The sequence below is a fragment of the Sphingobacterium sp. UBA5670 genome (assembly GCF_002420705.1).
In the GTDB taxonomy this organism is placed as follows: Bacteria; Bacteroidota; Bacteroidia; order Sphingobacteriales; family Sphingobacteriaceae; genus Sphingobacterium.
Genome location: NZ_DIIM01000001.1, coordinates 33,911 through 57,661, shown reverse-complemented (window position 1 = coordinate 57,661; position 23,751 = coordinate 33,911). Strand labels below are relative to the sequence as shown.

At 38.2% G+C, this 23,751-nt stretch carries 22 protein-coding genes and 1 tRNA gene; 13 read left to right on the top strand and 10 right to left on the bottom strand.

The genetic code is table 11. The features are described 5' to 3' along the window. Window positions 1-14 precede the first annotated feature (14 nt). Complete coding sequence (locus tag B3C94_RS00250; protein WP_293897289.1) at window positions 15-1,100, bottom strand: efflux RND transporter periplasmic adaptor subunit; 1,086 nt, start codon at window positions 1,098-1,100, stop codon at window positions 15-17. Window positions 1,101-1,207: 107 nt separating this feature from the next. Beyond that, entirely contained in the window at window positions 1,208-1,633 is a 426-nt protein-coding gene (locus tag B3C94_RS00245) for a hypothetical protein (RefSeq protein ID WP_293897287.1), read from the bottom strand. 271 nt (window positions 1,634-1,904) lie between these two features. Between B3C94_RS00245 and B3C94_RS00240 the strand changes: the two genes are divergently transcribed. From B3C94_RS00240 to B3C94_RS00215, 6 genes are all read left to right on the top strand, one after another. Further along, window positions 1,905-2,930 carry an NAD(P)-dependent alcohol dehydrogenase gene (locus B3C94_RS00240; protein ID WP_293897285.1) on the top strand — a complete coding sequence of 342 codons (1,026 nt, stop codon included), beginning with the start codon at window positions 1,905-1,907 and terminating at the stop codon, window positions 2,928-2,930. A 315-nt stretch (window positions 2,931-3,245) separates the two neighbouring features. Continuing rightward, the gene (locus B3C94_RS00235; protein ID WP_293897283.1) at window positions 3,246-4,091 is read left to right on the top strand and encodes a universal stress protein; all 846 of its coding nucleotides are present in this window, start codon (window positions 3,246-3,248) and stop codon (window positions 4,089-4,091) included. A gap of 98 nt (window positions 4,092-4,189) precedes the next feature. Continuing rightward, window positions 4,190-4,924, top strand: a complete 735-nt coding sequence (locus B3C94_RS00230) for a YoaK family protein (protein ID WP_293897281.1) — start codon at window positions 4,190-4,192, stop codon at window positions 4,922-4,924. A gap of 23 nt (window positions 4,925-4,947) precedes the next feature. Continuing rightward, the gene (locus B3C94_RS00225; protein ID WP_293897279.1) at window positions 4,948-5,787 is read left to right on the top strand and encodes a helix-turn-helix domain-containing protein; all 840 of its coding nucleotides are present in this window, start codon (window positions 4,948-4,950) and stop codon (window positions 5,785-5,787) included. Between the two features lie 70 nt (window positions 5,788-5,857). After that, a complete protein-coding gene (locus tag B3C94_RS00220; protein ID WP_293897277.1) occupies window positions 5,858-6,472 on the top strand; it encodes a DUF417 family protein in 615 nt (204 codons plus the stop codon). A 218-nt stretch (window positions 6,473-6,690) separates the two neighbouring features. After that, on the top strand, window positions 6,691-7,095 hold the full coding sequence (locus tag B3C94_RS00215) for a hypothetical protein (protein WP_293897275.1): 405 nt from the start codon (window positions 6,691-6,693) through the stop codon (window positions 7,093-7,095). Window positions 7,096-7,155: 60 nt separating this feature from the next. Here the strand turns inward: B3C94_RS00215 and B3C94_RS00210 are convergent, their stop codons facing one another. From B3C94_RS00210 to B3C94_RS00200, 3 genes are all read right to left on the bottom strand, one after another. Further along, the gene (locus B3C94_RS00210) at window positions 7,156-7,332 is read right to left on the bottom strand and encodes a DUF6496 domain-containing protein (protein WP_200815687.1); all 177 of its coding nucleotides are present in this window, start codon (window positions 7,330-7,332) and stop codon (window positions 7,156-7,158) included. An 83-nt stretch (window positions 7,333-7,415) separates the two neighbouring features. Then, entirely contained in the window at window positions 7,416-9,254 is a 1,839-nt protein-coding gene (locus B3C94_RS00205) for a glycoside hydrolase family 2 protein (protein ID WP_293897270.1), read from the bottom strand. A 269-nt stretch (window positions 9,255-9,523) separates the two neighbouring features. Further along, a complete protein-coding gene (locus tag B3C94_RS00200; RefSeq protein ID WP_293897268.1) occupies window positions 9,524-11,563 on the bottom strand; it encodes a M13 family metallopeptidase in 2,040 nt (679 codons plus the stop codon). Between the two features lie 505 nt (window positions 11,564-12,068). Between B3C94_RS00200 and B3C94_RS00195 the strand changes: the two genes are divergently transcribed. Both B3C94_RS00195 and B3C94_RS00190 read left to right on the top strand, forming a co-directional pair. Further along, window positions 12,069-13,037: an ROK family protein gene (locus B3C94_RS00195; RefSeq protein ID WP_293897267.1), complete on the top strand. Its 969-nt coding sequence runs from the start codon at window positions 12,069-12,071 to the stop codon at window positions 13,035-13,037. 249 nt (window positions 13,038-13,286) lie between these two features. Further along, complete coding sequence (locus B3C94_RS00190) at window positions 13,287-13,670, top strand: hypothetical protein (protein ID WP_293897265.1); 384 nt, start codon at window positions 13,287-13,289, stop codon at window positions 13,668-13,670. Between the two features lie 57 nt (window positions 13,671-13,727). Here B3C94_RS00190 and B3C94_RS00185 read toward each other — a convergent pair. The 3 genes from B3C94_RS00185 to B3C94_RS00175 form a co-directional block, all read right to left on the bottom strand. Then, window positions 13,728-13,809 (bottom strand) — tRNA-Leu (locus B3C94_RS00185). Window positions 13,810-14,002: 193 nt separating this feature from the next. Next, window positions 14,003-15,061: a hypothetical protein gene (locus B3C94_RS00180; RefSeq protein ID WP_293897263.1), complete on the bottom strand. Its 1,059-nt coding sequence runs from the start codon at window positions 15,059-15,061 to the stop codon at window positions 14,003-14,005. 107 nt (window positions 15,062-15,168) lie between these two features. After that, on the bottom strand, window positions 15,169-15,615 hold the full coding sequence (locus B3C94_RS00175; protein ID WP_293897261.1) for a hypothetical protein: 447 nt from the start codon (window positions 15,613-15,615) through the stop codon (window positions 15,169-15,171). 343 nt (window positions 15,616-15,958) lie between these two features. Between B3C94_RS00175 and B3C94_RS00170 the strand changes: the two genes are divergently transcribed. The 3 genes from B3C94_RS00170 (at window position 15,959) to B3C94_RS00160 (ending at window position 17,729) form a co-directional block, all read left to right on the top strand. Further along, complete coding sequence (locus B3C94_RS00170; protein WP_293897259.1) at window positions 15,959-16,207, top strand: hypothetical protein; 249 nt, start codon at window positions 15,959-15,961, stop codon at window positions 16,205-16,207. 116 nt (window positions 16,208-16,323) lie between these two features. Further along, window positions 16,324-16,890, top strand: coding sequence for an RNA polymerase sigma factor (locus B3C94_RS00165; RefSeq protein WP_293897257.1), 567 nt, complete (start codon window positions 16,324-16,326; stop codon window positions 16,888-16,890). 2 nt (window positions 16,891-16,892) lie between these two features. After that, window positions 16,893-17,729 carry an anti-sigma factor gene (locus B3C94_RS00160; RefSeq protein WP_293897255.1) on the top strand — a complete coding sequence of 279 codons (837 nt, stop codon included), beginning with the start codon at window positions 16,893-16,895 and terminating at the stop codon, window positions 17,727-17,729. 61 nt (window positions 17,730-17,790) lie between these two features. Here the strand turns inward: B3C94_RS00160 and B3C94_RS00155 are convergent, their stop codons facing one another. After that, window positions 17,791-18,624, bottom strand: coding sequence for a ferritin-like domain-containing protein (locus tag B3C94_RS00155; RefSeq protein WP_293897253.1), 834 nt, complete (start codon window positions 18,622-18,624; stop codon window positions 17,791-17,793). A 20-nt stretch (window positions 18,625-18,644) separates the two neighbouring features. Further along, complete coding sequence (locus B3C94_RS00150; protein WP_293897252.1) at window positions 18,645-19,370, bottom strand: ferritin-like domain-containing protein; 726 nt, start codon at window positions 19,368-19,370, stop codon at window positions 18,645-18,647. 618 nt (window positions 19,371-19,988) lie between these two features. Between B3C94_RS00150 and B3C94_RS00145 the strand changes: the two genes are divergently transcribed. Both B3C94_RS00145 and B3C94_RS00140 read left to right on the top strand, forming a co-directional pair. After that, a complete protein-coding gene (locus B3C94_RS00145; protein ID WP_293897251.1) occupies window positions 19,989-22,832 on the top strand; it encodes a PAS domain S-box protein in 2,844 nt (947 codons plus the stop codon). A gap of 122 nt (window positions 22,833-22,954) precedes the next feature. Beyond that, entirely contained in the window at window positions 22,955-23,689 is a 735-nt protein-coding gene (locus B3C94_RS00140; protein ID WP_293897250.1) for an SDR family NAD(P)-dependent oxidoreductase, read from the top strand. Window positions 23,690-23,751 lie beyond the last annotated feature (62 nt).

The following is a 23,751-nucleotide window of genomic DNA, read 5'->3' as shown; positions in this document are numbered from 1 at the left end:
ACGTTGCTTTTTAATTACTCTGCATACAGATCTAGATTTGACATTACTTTTTCGGGAGTTTGGTACTTTGATTCGATTGTCTGGTTTTCTTGTACCATACGAAGTCCATTCAGCAGAATTTTTTCGTCTTTATTCAACCCCGAAGAAACAACATAGATGTGTGGCAGCTCGGCAGCAACTTTTATTTCTCTTGCTTTTACTTTATTATCTTTTGTGATGACATATACATATTTCTTTTCCAGCTCCTCAAATGTGGCCTTCTGTGGTATCATAAGGGCATTAGTATAGGGCGATGTGATAACAATATTTCCTGTTTCTCCATAGCGAAGCAATCCTTTTGGATTCGGAAATGTCGCTCTATAGGCAATATTCCCAGTTTCATTATTGAAGTCTGATTCAATTGTTTCAACGATACCGTCTTGATTGAATTGCTTCCCATTAGCCAAATTTAATCGAACATGCATTGGACTGTTGTCCTTTTTGGCTTCCATCTGGTTGAGATATTCTGCCTCTGGTACATTGAAGTAAACCCACATTTTGCTATTATCGGAAAGTTCAGTAATCAACTCACCTTCATCAACAAGACTACCTTTGCGGACATGCAGTTTACCGACGATACCTGAAAATGGTGCCACGATATCGGTAAATCTGAGGTGCGTATTCATGGATGCAAGTTCTGCTTTGGCTTTTTCATATTTTGCTTTCGCCATTTCAGTTTCCTGAGGAGCTACAATATCCTTTTCTGAAAGATTTTTGCTGTTTTGGTATTCGATCTCTGCATATTTGACCTCGGCTTTTGCACGGTTAACATCAGATTCATAAAGGTTTGGCATTATTTTAAATAAAGGTTGTCCTTTTTGAACCAATTGCCCTTCATCGACAAATATAGATTGAATGTACCCTTTTTCTTGTGCTCGTAATTCAATATGGTTGATTGAACGGATCTGCGCAACATAGTCTTTGTTGACCAATGTATCTTTGACTAAGGGAGAAGTAACGTTAAAAACTGCAGCTTCCTTTTTGTCATTTTTCTCTGACTGGCAGCTCGTAGATAGAATAATAAGGCACAGGCTTATATACATGAAGCTTTTCATGACCATGATAATCGTTTTTTAATAATTTTTTCGAAAAATTGAACAATAGTGTGACTAGCTTTCAAAAGCTTTGAAAGCTATTTTTGATGTTTTTTTAAAAAACTAGTTAAAAATCACAGCCTGAAGACACTGTAATGGATATAGAGCGCGTTTTTTCGTGAAGTAAGCTGGTTGGAATTCGCAAGCGAAATAGCTGTGCGCGTATTATGAAATTGGGGATGGATAAAGGAATTTAAATTTCCAAAATCATTTTCAGATAGTGCTAATAAATTCGGGCTATTGGAATCGCTTCCAGCCTCATCATTTTCATTATCATTTTCTGAAAAATAAGCCCTTAGTTTTTCATGTGGATGAGGTTTAGTTTTACGAATGACTTCGATTTCATCATACCCACTTTTGACCTCTCTATCGAAGTGCTTAACAGCATGAAGACTGTAGGACGGATTATAATTATTTGGTGTTGAAGCGCAGTACCAGCCAAAACTGACAAGTATTGCGCACAGTAAGCCGAACAAATATTGATGGAATTTTCCTTGCATCCTTGAAGCAAATGTAATTAAACTTTAAAAATGATACAAACAATTTAGGTGTGGAATTTTTAAAGTTTATCTAATATTGTTACAATTATTGAAAAATGACTGTCTATATCATTTACAGTAATGTTTCCATATAAAAATACATCAATATCTTTTGCTCGGAACCTTCTTGACCATTAACTAGGTTGGAAAGTTGAACCTGGTTGAATACTTGGTGGTTCAAACATATATCGGTGTTGTTTGTATTTCTATTAGTCAACTAATTTTTTTTATTATGAAAGCAGTACGATTTTTCGGACATAAGGACGTCCGTGTTGTCAATGATCTAGAGAAGCCAATTCCTAAAGGCGATGAAGTATTACTAAAAATTGGTGGGGCTGGTGTTTGCCATTCCGATCTTCACATTATAGATGAGGGGACTGTTGTTGGTACGGTATTTACGCTAGGACATGAAAATGCAGGTTGGATAGAAGAAGTGGGCTCGGATGTAAAAGGGTATAAGAAAGGAGATGCAGTGTTAGTTTATGGTCCTTGGGGATGCGGTCATTGTAAACCTTGTCAGCAATCGAAGGAAAATTATTGTGATCATCAGTCTGAAATGGCTTATGGAGGAGGGCTGGGCCTAGATGGGGGCATGGCTGAATATATGCTGGTTCCATCCTCGCGTTTATTGGTACCGATTTACGATCTTGATCCAGTTGTTGCCGCTCCATTGACCGACGCAGCACTGACTCCTTATTCCGCTATTAAAAGGTCGATCGGAAAATTAACCGCAGATGAGTATGTCGTTGTGATTGGTGTGGGCGGATTGGGGCACGTCGCTCTTCAAATATTAAATGAGGTAAGTGCGAGTACAATTATCGCATGTGATGTCACTGATGATAAATTAGCTTTCGCGAAGGAACTGGGGGCTGCTCACGTGATCAACTCTAAGGATGACAACGCAGCCGCTCAGATTAACACGATAACTGGTATAAAAAAGGCAAAAGTTGTTCTTGATTTTGTGGGAGCAACATCAACCATTGAACTGGGAACAAAGGTGGTGGGTTTGGATGGTGATTTAACAATAGTCGGATTAGGTGGGGGCCATTACCAATATAATATGGCTGGACTTCCATTCGGTGTGAGTATGACAAACCCGTATTGGGGGTCTCGTGTGGAACTTATGGAAGTCGTTGGATTGGCTAGACAGAAGAAAATTCACATCGAAATCGAACAATTTAAACTTGATCAGGCTAATGAGGTTTATGATCGAATGCGAAATAGCAAGATCAAAGGAAGGGCTGTCCTCATTCCCTGAAAAAAAAGTCTACTTTTTTAGTAGTTTATTTTGTTTTTTAATTTTTGATGCCTATATTCGTAGTATCATAATTTAGGTTTATAATTGGTTATTTAAGGTTTTCATTCTCCCCGTTTGAAAACCTTTTTTATTTTATGATTGTTGAAAAACTGCGTCTACCAAGGGGTTTTAAGCCTATAGTGCTGTTTTCAATCTACTTGCCGTCAACTTAACGAAACTATACTTTCATCCTGCTAAAATTGTCTTTTAAAAAACTTCTGATTCTTATCGTTGTTTTTAAATAAACAATCTCGCTGATTTATCTGCAAAACATTTATGAACAAGACAATTCTCGTACTAACCGATTTTTCTGAAAATTCATGGACTGCTATTACCTATGCCTCATATTTGGCACAAGAATTTAATTGGAGAGTCCAGCTTCTGCATATCTATTCAAGTACAATTAAAGACAATATCAACATCCAGCTTGAACATCCAGCGTTTATTTCCCAGAAGGAGCGGGCCGAAAGTCTGCTTGAGGAATGGCGTACACGTTTAGACAATGCATTTCCAAACCTCAGCTGTGAAATGCTATGTTTACCTGGAGACCTGATAAAAACCGTATTGGATTTATTGCCTCAACAGGAATATACCTTTATCGTGATGGGGGCCAAAGGCAAAGGAATGATAAAAAAAGCGTTTTTAGGAAGTAATACCTTCGCCTTGATAAAGAAGAGTCCAATTGGTGTATTGGCAATACCCATTACTTTCACAAAGTTTCAGTTATTAAATGTAGGCCTGTTGACCAATTTTAAGGAATCTGAATATGATTTATTGGGTAGTTTTACAACCCGATTGTCGACTAATTTCAAATTGAGTCTGTTGCATGTCACCCAAAAATATGTTTCACCAAAACAGGAGGATATCGAGGAATGGCAAAAAAAACTGTCAAGTAAATTTTCGTTTGATCAGATCGATTATTTAGAAAAAAATGCAGTCAATAGATTAGGTTACAACATGCCTATACCACGTTGTATAGATTATATGGTTGAAAAAGGGGAGATTGATCTTTTGTTGGTCTCTTATAGCCCGAAAAGTTTTTTAAAAAGTTTTTTTTCACGGAACCTTACAAAAGCAATTTATCAAAATCTTGCGGTCCCCACTTTTTTTAAAAGTTTCTGACCGGAATTGGCTATTTTTTTTAGGCTAGTAGCTAGCCCTGTTGGGTGATTTTTCATATTTTTATAAATATTTTCTCTAATTTATAAAGATCGATTCAAATGTTTAGGCACCAAGGGAGAGGAAGGAATTATGCGCATAACTTAAAGTTAGCTTCTATTTTATCCTGTGTTGCGGGGCTGGTTAATATCACAAGCGTTCTTGCCGTTAATACCTTAACGACTAATGTTACAGGCCATTTCGCTTTTTTTTCAGAGCAATTGATTTTATTAAATTATAAAATGGCGTTGATTTATCTCTTGTATATAGCTTTCTTTTTAATGGGAGCATTCCTTTCAGGTTTTATCGTCGAATTGGCTTCAAAGAAGAAATCGCATAACGCCTATGTTGTTCCAATTTGTATAGAGTCCATGATCTTAATTATCGTGGGACTGCTACCTACTTTTGTCGAAATAGGGCGGTCATTTTCAACATTAATTTCATTCGCCCTTCTTTTTGCTATGGGACTTCAAAATGCCTTAGTCACGAAGGTTTCCCAATCAGTTGTTAGAACAACACATTTGACGGGATTGTTTACTGACCTTGGTATAGAGTTTTCACAGTTGTTTTCTTATCGGGAAATTGCTGAGAAAATGAAATTGCACAAAAGTATTTTTCTTAAGTTAATGATTATTAGTGGTTTTTTTATCGGTGGAATTATTGGCGGCTTTGTATTTCAATATTTTGAATTGAAAACATTGTTATTACCGGCGATCATGCTGCTGTTCGCTTTATGGTATGATAGTATTCTACTCAGGTTTTATCATCTGAAACGAAGTTTGAGACACGATGAATAAAATTTATATCTTCAATTAATAATATGAACCCTTCCTTTATCCTACTTGAAAAACTAGTATTATTTGTCGAGAAGTTCGAGATCAGTGAGCCGTTGTATTGTATTCTTTTGTTTGAAGAGGAAGCTCATTTTTCGGTAGATCTAATTCCCTACCGCGCTAATCCGAAAGATATTTTGTTTTTGTCTCCTTATCAATTGTTTAGTTTGGAGATGACTTCACCTCGTACCATCAACATACTAAAATTCCATGGAGATTTTTATTGTATAGAATATCATAAAAACGAAGTGGCCTGCAATGGTATTTTATTCAACAATATATATCAGGTACCCAATGTAGCGCTTACAGCAGAACTCTATGAGGAGATAATGGCTATTATGGAGAAAATAGATCGGCTAAAAATGTCTCCAGCATCCTATGATCAGTCACTCTTAAAAACCTACCTGCAGCTTATTTTAGCCTTGGCAAGCAAGCAAAAGATGGTTGTAAATGATCTGCAACAGTCTACGTTGGCTTATAGGGATGTTATTGATGATTTTGAGCAGCTTCTGGAAAAAAATTATATAGCACATAAAGAGGTTACATTTTATGCTGAAAATTACAGCTTAAGTCCAGCGGTATTTGCTAAAAAGGTAAGATTGAAATGGGGTAAATCGCCGTCAAAACTGATTCAGGAACGTCTTGTTCTGGAAAGCAAAAGACTGCTCCATCTGAGCTCCAGAAGTATTAAAGAAATAGCTGCTGCGTTGCAGTATAAAGATGAATTTTATTTCAGCCGGTTTTTCAAGAAGATGGTCGGTGTATCTCCTAAGGAATTTCGAAAACAAGTCGGTTTATCTATTGTAGCCAAAAAGTCTATGTTATAGAGGTATTTGTCCATGTTGCCCGTTTATCTCATTGGTTAGTTTTGTTTTGTATTAAACAAAGCGATATATTATGGAAAAAATAATAAGCACATTAGCCCAGTCACAGTATACCTTGACTAACCTTATGAGAATTTCAATCTTTATTGTGATGGCATGGATTGGAGGATTGAAGGCGTTTCAATATGAAGCCGATGGCATCGTTCCTTTTGTGATCAATAGTCCAGTAATGAATTTCTTTTATCACAATGCCGGAAAGCAAGCCTTGGATAATAATGGAAAGCTAGTGCCAGAATATCAGATCTTCAAAAATCCAGAAGGCAAGGTTGTTCGTAAAAATATTGCCTGGCACCAAAAAAACGGAACATATTTCTTTTCGTATCTGCTGGGCCTTGTGATTATTGTGATCGGTTTGATGACATTGCTTGGTATCTGGTTTCCTAAAATCGGGATTTTAGGAGCTTTATTGACGGTAATCATGTCATTCGTCACACTTTCTTTTCTAATTACAACACCAGAAGCATTTGTGCCCAAATTGGATGGTGATTTCCCTTCGCCAAATTACGGTTTTCCTTATTTATCCGCCGCCGGTAGGTTGGTGGTGAAAGATATCATTATGTTGGCGGCAGCATTGATGATCGCCGCAGAGAGTGCTGGTCGTTTAGCAATAAAATCGAAAATAAAATAAGATATAAATTTAATGTTTATTTCACACAGCTTATTCGGAGGTTTGTTCAGAAAAAATCATTATTTACCAAATAAAAGGGAATTTATATTCGGAACACTACTATGTATTGTATAAGTCTAATCTAAAATAATGTAGATTATCAAAATGATGGAAGATATTTTGGCAGTATCTTTGTGTCTCGTCAGTACACATACAATGATGTTAGAAAAACAAACGATATGAAAATAATACTGACGGCCCTTCCAATTGCACTGTTTAGTTTCATCCTCTTAGTTGGATGTAATAATAATCAACAGATTCGGATGGTTGATAAAGAAGGAAATATACATTTATTAACCAGAGAAGGTGATCGAAAAAGTGAATTAGGGCTGCAAAAAATTATAGCACATGGTAACGACACCGTAATAACTATTGATGCTGTGGGGCATCAAATGATTTGGACTGCTTCGGATGTGAGCAATATCGACACGACCAAGATTCAGTATTATCTTAAAAAGAGAAATGGCAGCAGCGTTAATATTTATACCCCATTGGAAATCAATCAAAATTTTATTGATGGAGAGGACCAAAAGGTATTGTCAGATCCCTACGATCAAAAGAACAAGAAAGAGTCTTTGTTGTAATTAGAAGATACTTTATAAACTTTTTCAGAAAAAAAAGAAATCCTAGCAAGTATTTACTTGCTAGGATTTCTTTTTAGGAACTTTAGCGCCTTCTTTTCTGGCCTCGGATAAACCAATGGCTATAGCCTGTTTTTTTGAAGTGACCTTTTTTCCGCTACCGGATTTTAACTTTCCCTCTTTCATTTCATGCATCGTTTTTTCGACTTTCTCTGATGCTTTTTCTGAATATTTTGCCATAATAATCTGGGATTTTAATACGCTTTCATTAGATCCTTAATGAAAGAAGAACAGCAATAAAAGCAGAATCGTTTGAAAATTATTTATTTCAAAGGGTCATTTCCCTTGTTTTGTACATTTAATGAGCTCCCCGCTTTAATAACGGCCTGATTGACTGCTCTAATCTTATTCAGTACCATTTTCTGCATTTTGCGGTCGTAGGTTAAAAGACCATTGACTTCATGCTCCACATCTGTTGTTTGTGTGTAAATTGCTACACTCAGTCCTTTGTATCGCACCAGTTGCTCGACATTGTCCATTAGAAATATATAACGATCAGTGAGCGCTTCTATTGTTGGCTCGTAAGCATAAGCATTGTTTTCGACAGGCCACATATGGTCCCGGACAAATAGGCCGACACCACCAAACTCACCGAGTGAGGCGGCCCGATTTTGATCTGGTACTGATGCTCCATTTGGTCCAACATAAATATGTGTATCAACAAAGTCGCCATTTCCCGGATCACCATAGGCTTTTTGGTAGGACGGGTTGTTGTTGAATCCGGAATTTCCGTTTACTAACCTTGATGGATCATACTGTTTGGTCCAGTTGGTTATATTTTTCACATCGAAAGCACCCCAGTTTTCATTAAAAGGGACCCAGGCAACAATGGAGGGCGAATTATAATGTTCATCTATGATAGCCTTATATTCATCGCGAAAGGCTTTTCGATAAACTGTTGTATCTTCATCCGGATACCAGAGACAGGGCATATCCTGCCAGACCAACAGCCCCATTTTGTCTGCCCAATAATAAAACCGTTGTGGTTCGGTCTTCATGTGTTTACGAATAAGATTGTATCCGGCGTTCTTGGTGAATTCGATATCATGTTTGAGGGCTTCTTCTGTAGGTGCTGTTAAAATGCCGTCAGGCCAGTAGCCCTGATCTAACAAACCCAGCTGCATCACAAATTGCCCATTCAATAGTGGTCTCATGATCCCGTTTACATTGCCCAACCTCACATCACGCATTCCAAAATAGCTCTTGACCTCGTCGATGACTACGCCATTTCCGTCATGAATGCTTAATTGTAAATCGTATAAAAAAGGGGAATCGGGAGACCAAAGTTTTGGATTTTCTATTGGAATGGTAAAGTCGGTGCCAGATTGTGAGACCATCTTTGCAAGCTGTTTTCCTTCAGCAGAAACGATCGCTGTAACCTTAGCTTTACTGATGCTGTTGACCTGCACTTTTAGCTGTTTCTCGACAAGCTGAGGCAGTAATTTTATGCTTTGGATATGATTTTTATTTACGGGCTCGATCCATACAGTCTGCCAGATACCAGAAGAAAAGGTGTAATCTCCTCGAGGACCGTTTTTACCTGAAGGATATTTTCCATCATTGCTGTCATGTGCGGCAACAACAAGTGTATTCTGGCCTGTTTTTAAAAACGGCGTGATGTTGAACCAAAAGGAATGATAACCACCTGCATGAACCCCTACTTTCTTGTCATTTATAAATACGGTGGCGTTGTGATCGACAGCGCCAAAATGAAGTATAATTTCTTTATTTCTCCATTGTTTGGGCAGGTCAAATTTCTTACTGTACCACATATTAATTTCTTGTTTGCGTTGTACGCCGGACAAGTAAGACTCGGGGCAGTAGGGGACGAGAATGTTTTCTTTAGCGTGATCAAAAGAAATTGATGTCGATGGATTTAAGGCATCCGGAGCATCTTTTCCGCCAATATAATCCCATGTACCATTAAGACATTGCCATTCTTTTCTTTCCAGTTGAGGACGGGGATATTCTGCGAGTGGTACTTCTGTCTGCTTGGCTATTTCCGTCCAGGGTGTCGGAAGCTGTGCATGTTGTGCAATTGCACTAAGCCAGCTCAAAGAGAGCAGAAGTAGTGCAAAAATTAAGGTTTTGGTTCTTATCATCGTATATTTCTTGGTTTATTCTTAGATGAATATAAATATACTAAATTGATTTAGTTAAGCATAGATGAAAAGCTCTCAGTAAATTTTAAGTAGGATGCCGGAACTCATATCCGATAGGGGAGTAGGCTATTTTTGAGGTCTCTCCAGCACATAGGAAGGAATTAAAATCAAGGCAATAAAAAAGGAGCTAACCTTTTGTGGGATGTACCCAGAAAGTGTCTAACTTTTAGGGGTACTGCACATTGAGATAGCTCCTTCAATATAGTTTGTTACCAGATTTTGATTCTTTCTTCTGGAGTTTTGTACAGTTTGTCACCCTGTTTTACATCAAAAGCTTTGTAAAAAGCGTCGACGTTGATCAATGGACCGAAACTTCTGAAATATCCGGGAGAATGCGGGTCGGTTTTAACTTGATTGACCATATATTTTTCACTGGATAAAGTTCTCCAGACGGTCGCCCAGCTAAGGAAAAAGCGTTGATCTTGTGTGTATCCACTTATTTCACCGGGGTTTCCTTTGTCTTTCAAATATAGTTGAAGAGCATCATATGCAATGTTTACACCGCCAAGATCGGCGATATTTTCACCATTGGTAAATGTTCCGTTGACGAAAGTTCCTTTTACAGGTTCATATTTATCATATTGAGCAGCAAGAGTTTTCGTTGCTTTTTCAAAATTAGCTTTGTCTTCTGGTGTCCACCAGTCTACCAAGTTGCCATCAGCGTCAAATTGAGCGCCAGAATCATCAAATCCATGGCTCATTTCATGGCCAATAACAGCTCCTATGCCGCCGAAGTTGACTGCTGCATCGGCCTTTGGATTAAAAAATGGAGGTTGAAGAATAGCTGCTGGGAATACGATCTCGTTGTTTACAGGATTGTAATATGCATTAACAGTCTGCGGAGTCATTCCCCATTCCGATTTATCAACCGGTTTCCCAATTTTAGCGAGATCCTTATCATATCGCCATGTCGTAATATTTTGAAGGTTAGCATACAGATTTCCACCTTTGCTTTCCGATAGAATATTCAATTTAGAATAATCCTTCCATTTGTCAGGATAGGCAACTTTTACAGTAAATTTATTTAATTTTTCAAGTGCTTTACCTTTTGTAACAGCAGACATCCAAGTCAGGTCGTTAATATGTACGGCAAAACTTTTCTTTAGATAGTCAATCAACTCTACCATCTGTGCCTTGGCTTCAGCAGGGAAATACTTTTCAACATATAATTTTCCAAAAGCTTCCCCTAAAGTGGAGTTAATAAGTTCAAATCCTCTTTTATTTAATGCTCTCTGCTCTTGTTGACCTCTTAAATATTTGCCATAAAATGCAAATCTCATGTCGCCTAATTTCTCACTTAAATAAGACGCACTACCGTTGATCAAGTGGAATTTTAAGTAATCCTTGATAACAGGAAGATGGGCTGCATTGACTAACTTGTCAAAGTTTTTGTAATAGCCTAACTCCCCAATAATCACTTTTTCTGCATTGACACCAACTTTGTTTAGATACTCCGGTAGATTTACATTTTTGACTAGAGCAGATAGTTCAGCCATAGTCTGCGGGTTGTATTGTAATGTATTGTCCCGGCTTTGTTCATTGGTTAGGTAAGTCTTTGCAATGCTTTTTTCATAGTCTACGATTCCCTTTGCAGCCGCATCAGCATTTTTGTAACCTAGCTCCTTTAACATAGAAGCTACATATTTTTGGTATTCCGCTATAGCCTCGGTATTCTTTTCATTTTCTTTTTGGTAATAATCCCTTCCCAAGCCCAAAGAAGCATCGCCTAAATAGACAGCATTCATTTTGGAGTCTTTCAAATCTGCATATACGCCCCAGCCATAGAAGTTATTTTCGCCCTCTTTTGTTACTGAGGTTAAATAATTCTGAAGGTCTTTTAAGTTTTTAATGGCGTCGATTTTACTGATATTTTTCTGTATAGGTTTGATTCCATCAGCATTTCTTTTTTGCAGGTTCATATAAGAGGCATATAAATCCTGTATTTTCTTGCCTTCACTTCCTTCCGCAAATTTTTCCTTTAACAGGGAGTTCAGGATTTTCATGGAATTGTTGTCCGTGTCTTCTGCTAATTTATTGAAGCTTCCCCAAGTCGGTTTATCGGAAGGGATTTTAGCCGTTTTCATCCATGTTCCACTGACATAGTTGTAAAAGTCATCTTGTGGACGTACTGATTTGTCCATTAAGCTTAAGTCGATCCCGTTATCGGACCCAGGGCCTGCTGTTTGTGCTGTAGCTTGCTGTGTACAGACTCCAGCCAATAAAACCAGGGCAAGTGTTAATTTTTTCATCGTTGTTTTAATGTTGTGTGAATTTTCTTCTATAATACACTAATGGAATATGCGCATGTTATAAATATGAAACGCTGCGTCATTTGTTCTGAATAATTCAATTAGTGTTAACCATGTTAATAATAATTAGCGACGATTTTTTTACTGCCGCAAAAAAAATCATTTACACAAATGACGGAAAATTCTGTTTCAGCAACAAGTAAATTTCATGATTATCTATAAAATTTATGAGACACAACATGTATAGAATTTCCTACAAATATTTTTTCCTAAAATTAATGGCTTGGCACTGTCATAAACTTACCTTTATCCTTTTTAATAGAGCAAACAATATGTATTACCCCCTTAAAGTTACATAGCTTTTCCTGATCTGTGGTGTCTGGACTATAAAATAGCTACGGTCTTAAAAGACGCAACCGGGTAATTAATCGTCAAGAATATTTTGTCTATTCCCCATAAAATATTATCTTTTAGTAATTTTAGAACTTAGAAACAAGGAATAGAGATGTCATTAATAGATTTATCAAAACGCGTCGCGTTAGGCATAGATATCGGTGGAACCAATACTAAATTCGGCGTGGTCAACCATCGGGGAGAAGTGCTTGAAAAAGGAAGTATAAGAACGGATGATTATGAGACTGTAGAAGAGTTTATCGATGCTTTGTATGAAAAAGCTTATCCGTTAATTCAAACGTTTGGTGGCGAAAAAAGTTTTGATGGAATTGGCGTTGGTGCCCCTGACGCGAATTATTATACCGGAACAATAGATCATGCGCCGAATCTTCCCTGGAAAGGTGTGATTCGATTTAGTGAGTTAATGACTGCCAAGTTTAATATTCCCTGCACCATTACCAACGATGCTAATGCTGCAGCGTATGGTGAAATGCTCTTTGGGGCGGCGCGAGGAATGAAAGACTTTATTATGATCACCTTGGGAACCGGTGTGGGAAGCGGAATTGTCGCTGGAGGAAAGCTTATCTATGGGCACGATGGATTCGCCGGAGAATTAGGACACACTATTGTTAAACCTGGCGGAAGAAAACATTGGAGCACGGGCTCTGAAGGAAGCCTAGAAGCTTATGCGTCTGCGACAGGGATTACAATTACGGCCAAGAAAATGAGGGCTGAATTTCCAGAATCGATGTTGAACCAGTATCCTGAAGATGCTATCAATTCGAAGACAGTTCATGAATGCGCACTTCAAGGTGACGCAATAGCGATTGAAGTATTTCGGTATACAGGTCAGAAACTAGGTGAAGCATTGGCAAATTTTGTGATGTTTTCCTCTCCGGAAGCCATACTGCTTTTTGGCGGAGTAATTAAGGCTGGAGATTTTATTTTAAAACCCGCAAAGTTACATATGGAAAGAAACCTTTTTCCTTTGTTTAGAAACAAAGTGAAACTTGTCTTTAGTGAATTGGAAGAGGCTGATGCTGCTATTCTTGGCGCAAGTGCATTAGTTTGGGAAAAATAAAGTATTCGTTTGTTCTCCGGTTATAAGGGCTTTCCAGCGCAGAAGCTCTTGTAACCGGAGCGTAAATATGTTCGTGCTGCTAAGAAATCACCGTATCCCTAAGATCATTGCTCAGCAAATTTAATCGATTCTCCAGCATTATGAAATAAATAACCGACCATTTCATTCTTAAGATAACTAGTTATTAATTTTTGCGGCCAAAAGGCATAGTCTTTGCTTATAAGTTCTTTCAAACTTAAAACTATTTATATGAAAAAGACTATTTTTCTTCTTTTGTTGCTATGTACCGCTTTATTTTCAAAGGCAGACCAGCTTCAGGCGCTAACGCAAAAGCAGGCAGAAACTGCTGTCGCATATCTTAAGAAAGAGCCCGTTGTTATTTTGTGGTGTAGCTGCTGTGATAATCAACCAGCTAAAAAGATTACTGTTAACGAGGTTTATTTCAAGAAATACCCGGACGGAAAATATTATTCCGTTATTGTAAAAGGTAGAGATGAAAGTGGAACTGAAGTAGAAGAATATGTGGACTTAGCTTATGTGTTTGTAAAAAAAGGAAAAAAGGCAAAAAGCTTGGGTAAGGTATTGAAATTTGAATGTGATCCCTGTACAAAACCGTTCGATTGGTCGGTTTAGCTAGAAATAGATGGGGCTAAAAAAAACTCCCGAGATTTTAAGCTCGGGAGTTTTAAGTGCGGAAGAAGGGACTCGAACCCCCACGCCTCGCGGCGCCAGATCCTAAGTCTGGTGCGGCTACCAATTACGCCACTTCCGCATTAGGATTTCTTATGATGTCGCAAATATATGAACCAAAGTGATATCTTGCAAGTGAATAGGCTATATTCCCTGTTTTAAATATGGATCATCCTGTTTATGAACAGAATATTTTTTTATCGATCCTTGTCTTTTACCATATGATCTACTAGCGGGTTGTTTGGCCAATTTTTTACGACTGGATATTTGCTATCCTAATTAAGTTTTGTTAATGCCTTTGAATTTCTTAATAAAAAGACATATTGAAAATAATCTGTCGTATAAGTTGTTTGTACTGGTACAATATTTTCGCCAAATAGCCTAGATTTCACTGTTATTAAATTTTGGGATCTAAGGTAAGGGGAATGCGGCGCATCGAGTTTAAACAAAGAAATACTATTTGGCTGACTTAACTCCTTTAGATCTCCTATACCCTTAACGAGCATAAGGGGGCCATCTGCATTTACCCAATTTACTTTTTCGTTTGAAGGAGTAGGAAATTGAGGGTTTTTTGGAAGGTACATGTCACTATCGATAGTATAACTTATAAAGCTTGATACTTTATACCCTTTGTTTTTTAAGCGTGTGGCAAGAGGCTCTTTGGCTGCATCTTTTCCTTTCTGTAAAACATGGAAAAAACCAAATAGTCCATATAGTTTTTCACCCTCGATATGGTGCGTTTTGATATAATTTTCCAGGTTTAACAGCATAGCTGAGTCTCTGGATATTGTGGATTTATCGTCTGAAAAGCTTTTGTCAATACCAATTACTGTAATTTTTGCGGTGTCGGCTAATTTTTGGTTATAGTCATAAATATCAACCCATTTTTGATATAGTTCCAAGCTCGATTGCTGCGGAATTCGCTTTCGTATAGAACTGACCACATCTTTTAATAATGCGTTATCTTTCGCTGGGTTGGAGAGAAAAGTATTTAGTTTATTTGCATTGTTGCTATCCATTTCTGCGATATAGTATTTCACTTGAAGTTTTTTATTCAGAAAGAACAAAAGCTCTTTGTCTATTTTTTGATTATCAGCATAACCATGGATTTCTCCAAGTAAAAATACATCCGACTTGTAAAAGTTATTGTCGAATAATGTAGCCACAATACTGTCTTTAATATCGGCCCTATGCTGGCTGAGGTAATCTGTGTTTTCCTTGCTGGTACTTCCGATAAATAACTTATTGGAAATAATAAAATAAAGGAATAACAGGATAATGATAGCCAGAATAGAAAAAAATGTGATCTTGATAAATTTAAAAAGCTTTTTCATAAATAGGGTTTTGGCAAAGATATTATTTTTCAAGGAATGAGTCAATAATTATCTATGTATATAATTATAGGCTGCTTTCTGTAGCTTTGAAGATTTGGATTATGCAATCAATTACGCCCTAGTTTTTGGACTAAAATAGCTATTTTATAGCTGCCTTTTAATCCTTGAGTTCCCTGTTCTGCGTTTGGATAGGGTAAGACATTTTGGAGGGTGATCGTATATCCGTTGAAATTAGCTGATTTCTGATAATCTCTTTCCTTCATGTCCATTGTGGCAAGATTCAATTGAACCGGTTTGGTTGATTTTTCCATGATTTCAATTTCTGCAACAGCAACTCCCGCCCAAATACAGTTGACTCCTTCCGGACAACGGCTATCTTCTGAAATACCGTTAAATTTAACAGCTATCGGAAATTCTTTTAGGGATTTCTCCTGCCCTTCGGTTAGGTATATGAGGGCAGGGCCTGCAGTATCTGACTTCACTTCCTTTTTAGAAAGGCAACTTGCTAGTGTAAAGATCACTAAGCTAAAAATAAGAGTTTTGTATCGTATCATATGAATATTCTTATTAACCAAAACTAAGCCATATTGAAGAAAACTCAGCATGTTAAATAAAATAAGTAAAGGACCTATGGATATTTTTTTTCCACCTATTAGACCAAAATCTACCCCTGGTTACTTCGTCCATTGGATTAGATTTGATTTCACCTCTGACGGACAATTTAGCTCGGCTTGATTGTTTTGGCAGATTGAAACATGTTTTATAACCAATACTAAATCGATGTCAATACTGAACCACCTAAATGCACACATGCATCTCAAAAAACATATCCGACTGAATGTAATTGCTGATCTTAATATGAGTATTTTCTATTTTTAGAAAAGACCTTTTATTGTGATGGATTTGTCGAATGAAAAGATCTATTTCAATGATAGTGGCTTAGAATGGCTGCGTTCAGAAAGACAACAAGAACAGCCTCTTCAATGGACACGAAGTAAATATCTTCCTTCCAGGAATTGGGTTGGATTAACTGTCGATAGTGAAAAGAACGATTTAATTATTCAGCTAATTGATGAATTTTATCTAGCGACATGTGATATGTTGTTGATAAATCCGATTCGTTCGGAAATTCATCCGTCAATTTAAAAGATTATGTAATAAGTATTTTAACTTGTTTCGTAGGTACTTTAACTTGTTTTACTTTCAGCAGCTTTTTTTTCTAATTTTTAATATTCATCTTTAGGTTATTATAAACATAAGATTTGAGTCCATTACATAATCTTTCTGAGGAGACATTAATTCTTTTATTGAAAAAAAAGAATCAACAAGCATTTAGTTATCTCTATGATCACTATGCCAGTGCGCTCTTTGGGGTGATTTGCCGTATCGTGGATTCAAGTGAACATGCTGAAGAAGTGATTCAGGATGTATTCGTCAAAATCTGGCGGCATATCGATCTTTTCGATACAGAAAAAGGCCGTCTATATACCTGGATGATTAATATTGCCCGCAATACCGCCCTGGATCATCGGAAATCAAAAGCGATAATCAACGAAAAGAAAAACCAGCCGCTTTCAAATATCGTAAATAGGGATGAAGAGCAAGATCAAAGTCAAAACGAGCAACATACAAAAGCAGATTTTATTGGATTCAAGAATATTTTGGATAACTTAAAGCCTGAATGGCGTATCTTGATTGAAATGGCCTATTATGAGGGATATACACAGCAAGAAATTGCCGAGCAACTTGAAGTCCCTCTAGGAACGGTAAAGACACGGACTAGAGCAGCATTTATACAGTTACAACAATTATTAAAGGAGTATCGTTAATTTTGGATATAAAAGCATACATATCGTCGGGGATTATTGAATCGTACGTTTTAGGCCTTGCTTCTGAGGAGGAAGTGAGTATCTTAAATTGTATTCGAAAAAATAATGTCGAAGTGGAAAATGCCATCGCTGAAGCGGAAATTGCGCTTGAAGAGTTGGCAGATAGCCAGGCGATGGAGATGCCTATGCAATTAAAAGAAGTTATCTGGAATAAACTGAATGCCGAAAATCTAATTCCTAACCAAGATATAGAAATTACCGAACATAGTGATTTGCCGTCAGAAGAAGTTAATGAGCAGATTTCTATTGAACGCAATAAGGAAATTGTTCCGCTCAAATCTTATCGTTGGGCCATCGCTGCCAGCCTGTTGTTAGCAATTAGTATTGGGGCCAATATATTTTTGTATCAGCGTAATGGTGATCATGAGAATCAGTTGGATCAGAAGACTAGTCTGCTGCATAAACAGCAATCGAAATTAGCTGTTTTACAGGATAAATGGAATCTTGTTCAGAATCCAGCGATCAAAACAATTCCGCTCAAAGGAGTCGAGAATAAACCAGATTACCGTGCACTGGTATTTTGGGATCAAGTGTCAAAGTCAGTTTATCTTAGTCTTGAGCACATGCCTGTTGCACCTAAAGGAAAGCAATATCAGCTGTGGGCAATGGTGGATGGCAAACCCGTTAATGCGGGTATTTTTCCGTTGGATGCGAATGGAGATATTGCAAGTAAAATGCTGGACATTCCTGCAGCCCAAGCTTTTGCAATCACCTTAGAAGATGCTGGTGGAAAAGATGCGCCGACGCTTAGCGCGCTTTGTGTGATGGGAAGTATTTAAAAAATGCCCTGACAGGATTAACTGATCAGGACATTCTAAAACAGGTAAACTACGTCTTTTGTTAGGATTTTATAAATAAACCTGCAATATTAAGTACAGCCTCAGCAGAAAGTGGTTCATCAAAAGATTGTGTAGCTGCACTTGCTGAAATTTTCCCCATTGGACCACTGAGAGCGGTAATATCAACATTTGCTTGCTTTACGTTATCCTCGCCAGTGTATATAGGATTGACTACCGCACCGATTCCGGTATCATTGGCTCCTGTAATCCAAGGTTTTTGGTTTGCTGCAGCACCTCCGCGTGCGCGACGCATCTGACGGATGTGTGAGGCATGTCTTGCTTCGACCGAGTGGATTTGCAATGCCGCTGTGAGCACAACGCGATTGCCGAGTAAGATACCTGCCTGACCTTTATATGCTCTTACACCAGTATCTTCAAATGCCTGTGCTACGGCTAAAAAGGTATCGTAATCACTAAAGACATTTCCAAATGTTCCCCCTGCCGTAAAATCGAAAGTTGGCTTGGAGACCGCCTTATTTCCCAGTACCTGTTTCAAAAAATTGACATGTGCCACTTCATGGTCACGGATGGTTGTGATTGCTCCTAGTGGTTTGCCCGAGGGGATCAGTCCAGATTTGGCAACGCCCATCGTATAATATTCCGCTTCAAGATATTCCAGGGTCAATGCATAATTAAGAACGCCAGTAACGTCCGTTGGTGCCGTGGCTCCGTAGGCTTTTTTAAAGAGCTCCGCTACAAAAAATGGGAGAGCAGCTAATGTGACTTTTTTGCTCATGGAAGCTAGATCTTTAATAGCCTCACGACGTGGGCTGATGCGATCGCTGAACTCAGGATCTACAGCATTTATTTGTTCAAAAACGTTTAAAAGATTCATGATAATTAAATTTAGGTGAATTAATAAGTGGGTAGATCCGATACATCGATTTTCGATTTGATAAATGGAGCGGCTGCACTCAGCACGACACTTGGGCTTTTGGCAACATCTAGTCCATTGGAATCGACAACTTCTTGATTCGCAAAACTGCCATTATCTATCATGTCTCGAACCCAGGCAGCATGCCTTGCTTCGACTGAAACAATCTTACCAGCCAATAACAGATAATTTGGATCCTTTATTAACCAACCTGCACCGTTATAGGCCGATACACCCAGGTCTTCAAATGTTTTGGCCGTTGCCAGCACGTTTTCACGGCTACTGAAATTGATTCCTGAAAGATTTAAATCAAGACTGGAAATCGCTTTGGCTCCTAAAGCGACTTTAAAAAATTCACGATGGGCGATCTCATGATCACGTATATCGGTAAAAAATGCTTTTTCCATATCGGTCATACCAGCGTATGGATTGTTGACAAGCTGAATGTAAAATGCAGCTTCAAGCTGTTCGAGTGCATAAGCATAGTTCAATATGGCAATATCTCCGCTGCCAAAATATAAGCCTTTACCGCCGTTGTCCATTCCATCATCACGATCTTTTTTGCAACTGGACAGCCCCAGTATAGCGAGCGAAGCGGCGCTGGCTCCTGCAAATTTTAGAAAATCTCTTCTGCGGAGATCTCTGCTGTCAATTTCACTATCCGGGGTCAATAGTGACTCATTGTGGGATGTTGTTGTCTTTTCCATAACAAAAGTCTTTTAGTTTATAATTTTCTGTACTTATCCCTATTTACGACGTTTTGAAGATCTTGGATTTATCAGATTTAAATTTTTTTACAAATTATTTCTCGATGTTGAAAAATTGATGCGAACATTCGTGGCAACGATATATTTAATAGACTATTTCGAACAATGATTTTTGTGAATCTTTATTTTATAGGGGTCAGTATATGTTATTGCCTAAAACGGTATTTGCGAAGTGCTCATGTATCTCAGGTCGATATTAAGGAAATAAAAGAAGTTAGATTTGGATAATTTCTATCATATAAAGGTATATAATACTTCATTTACGATTAGTAATCAGTGGGATAGATTCTTTTTTTAAAGTTAAATGTTTTTTTTATTTAAAACTTTTTTAATGTGGTGTTGTTCATGTTTATATTTTAAGATGCTGTTATTCCTCCGCTTTTAGACATTTAATATAGATTTTGTTGAGCTTTCTATAAGTCTTGTTCGGTAGAAAATAGGATTATTGAGGCCAATCATTAAAGAATCGCGGCATATAACAGCGACTTTACCACGAGTTATAATTGAAGACCTATAAGTAATTAAAAAGAGTAAGTAATAACGTATACAGACTTTTGTATGAATGCTAAATTATCGACTACAAATGAATCAGATCGGATACGTGTGTTGCATGAATACGAAATTTTAAATACAGCAACAGAGGAGGAATTCGACCGTATCACAAAAATTGCATCGCTCGTATGCAGTACACCTATTTCACTGATTTCATTGGTGGATAGAGATAAACAATGGTTTAAATCACGAGTTGGCCTGGCAACGCAAGAAACCTCACGTGATGTATCTTTTTGTCAGTATGCACTCGAAGAAGATCAACTGATGGAGGTGGAAGATGCCGAAAAAGATGAACGCTTCAGATCCAATGAACTTGTTACTTCAGAACCACATATTCGTTATTATGCCGGTTTGCCATTAATTGATCCCAATGGATATGCTCTAGGTGCGTTATGTGTTATCGATCGTGTTCCAAGGCAACTTGATCCGCATCAAAAAGAAATACTGGAACTTCTACGAGATGAAGTCGTCACACTTATTGTCAACCGGAAGGAGAAAGAAAAGTATAAAGAAAGCGAGCAAAAACTGAAAGCTTTTTTCGATAATTCTCAAGGGCTTATGTGTACGCACGACCTGAATGGAAATTTCATAACTGTCAATGATGCTGGGGCTAAGATATTAGGCTACACAAGAGATGAGATCCAAATGTTATCTCTTTTCGATATTGTTCCTTCGGAAGGACACAAGAATTTACAAGGTTACCTAGAGGCAATCAAACAGCGCGGAATAATTAAAGGTGAAATGCGTACCCTTACTCGTTCAGGTGAGATGCGCATTTGGATGTTTAATAATATTCTGCAAACCCATGGTAATAAGATCCCCTATGTGATAGGCAATGCGGTAGATATTACCGAGCAGCACCATCTGGAAAAAGAACTTAAACATGCGCAGGCTATGTTGATAAGAACTGGACGAGTGGCACGAATAGGAGGATGGGAATATACACTGCTCGATGGAAAGATTGTTTGGTCTGAAATTACAAGAGAGATACATGAAGTACCTGCGGGGTATGAGCCAGACCTTACGACTGCACTCAATTTCTATAAAGCGGGACCAAGCCGGGATAAAATCCGTACAGCCATTGAGCATGCACTTGCGACGGGAGAGTCTTGGGATCTGGAACTTGAGATTATCACCTTTGCAGGCCATGAACTGTGGATACGTGCACTGGGGAATGCCGATTTTGAAAATGGTCATTGTGTTCGGCTGTATGGTACCTTCCAGGATATTGACAAACGTAAACGGATAGAAGCTGAATCTTCGAATTCGAAAAAAATGCTTGCGGAAGTGCTTGGTGCAACTTCCGCCGTCGCGATTATTGCGACTGATACGTCTGGCGTAATTACATTGTTCAATACAGGAGCCGAAAATCTTCTGGGCTACAGTAGCGAAGAGGTGATCGGCAAATTTGGTCCTGAGCATTTTCATGTAGAACAGGAGCTGTTATCGAGAGCTAAGGAACTGGAAATGGAGCTGGGGCATTCGGTAGATGGTTTTAGGATATTTGTTGAGACTGCCGAGTTACACGGTGCCGAACAGCGGGAGTGGACCTATTGTCGGAAAGATGGAACTAGATTACATGTTTCTTTGGCGGTTACGATTATAAGGGATATCAACGAAGAAGTCATCGGTTATCTGGGCGTTGCGACAGATATTAGTAGGATTGTTCATCAACGGGAGGAGCTAGAAAAGGCAAAACAAATAGCAGAACAGGCAAGTGCGGCAAAATCTCAATTTTTGGCTAATATGAGCCATGAGCTTCGTACACCTTTAAATGGAATTGTTGGCTTTACAGATTTATTGCTGGGGACAGCGCTTGAAGATACACAACGTGAGTATCTCACTATCGTTGATCAATCTGCCAATTTGTTGCTTGGGATTGTAAATGACATACTAGACTTCTCTAAAATAGAAGCCGGCAAGCTTGAACTGGATATTGAACAGGCAGATCTCTATGAATTGGTCGTTCAGCTCACCAACTTTCTGAATATGCAGATCAAAGCCAAAAATTTGGAGTTTTATCTGGATATCGCCGCCAATGTACCCCACTATATCTGGATTGATGCGCTCCGCATTAAGCAGGTCCTGATGAACCTGCTGAGCAACGCTACAAAATTTACCGAAAAGGGAAAGATTGAATTAAGTATTACAGTCGTGTCACATGAAGCCGATGAAGCAGTTTTGTGTTTCAGCGTCAAGGACACGGGCATAGGAATTAGACAAGACAAATTGGAGGAAATATTTGATGCATTTTCGCAAGCGGATAACTCGATGACCAAACGGTATGGCGGCACCGGTCTTGGACTGACAATATCAAATAAATTGCTTAAAATGATGGGAAGTGAATTGAAATTGGAAAGCAACTTTGGTGTAGGGAGCCGTTTCTTTTTCACTATTAAAGTGCGTTCTGTTTGGGAAATGGATGAATGGGAAGGATTGAGAAAAGTTGGGAATGTACTGGTCGTTGCAGAGGAAGAATCAGAGCGGAATGCATTGGCTCAAATGTTATCTTTAAAGAAGGTTAATACGGTACACGCAAAAAATGGCTTTGAAGTCTTACAGATGTTGAAGGCAGGACGTCATTTTGGTGCTATTCTGATCGACAATCAATTGCCCATCATGAGCGGTATAGAAACAATAAAGAATATTCGCGAAAAAAAATTTAACAACAGTTTTGAACAAAATATTATTCCAATATTTGATTCAGGTATACAGAATATTGAGCAGCATTGTCAATCCATGGGTATAAATAGATGGCTAGTCAAGCCCGTTAAACCAGAAAACCTTTACGCAATTTTGATAGGGGGGGCAACCGATTATGATGATCAAAACGTAAGTGATTCCAACTAACTTTTTATGAATATACTCTTATTATAGTCCAGCATGTCGATTGCATTTTTATTATCGCATATTTCGGATTTTATTGGACTATCTTTCAAAATAGCTTTGTGTTGAATGATAAATAAAACACTATGCAAATTTTTAAAGACAAAGTCATTTTGATTACGGGAGCCAATAGAGGCGTTGGCAAATCTTTCGTAAAGGCGCTCCTCAACAGTGAGGCAAGGAAAATATATGTAACCTGCCGCGATTTAAAAAAGATGCCAGCGTTCGATGATGATCGGATAGTGCCGCTGCAGTTAGATATCACGGTTGATAAGCAAGTTGCCGTAACTGCAATCACGGCCTCAGATACTGAAATTCTGATTAATAATGCAGGGACCTTAAACCAGGGAAATGTGCTTGAAGGAAGCCTAATAGACATGGAAAGCGACTTGAAAGTAAATTATTTTGGGACAATAAAAATGATGCGCGCGTTTGCTCCGATCTTGATCAGGAATAAGCCATCTATCCTGATCAATATTGTTTCGATTGCTGCTTATTCCCCTTTACCTTCTATTGCTGGATATGCGGCTTCTAAAGCAGCCCTATATTCTGCCACGCAGTCTGTGCGAATCGAATTGGCAAAAAAAGATGTGTCTGTATATGCTGTCAATCCAGGAGCTATTGACACCGATATGAATAAGGGGATTGATTGGGATATGCCAGACCCAGACAGTATCGCAATAAAAATATTAGAAAGTATAGCTCTAGGGAAACTTGATGTCATTCCAGACGAAATGGGGCAAGGGATGTATGCTGCATGGAGAGAGGAACCGGCTAAATTGTCAAAGATATTTTCCGATCTCTATCACGGGGAAAATTAAGTCTATATTAAATAAATCCGGCTTCTATTTCTTGATACAAATCTTGGAATAGTAGCCGGATA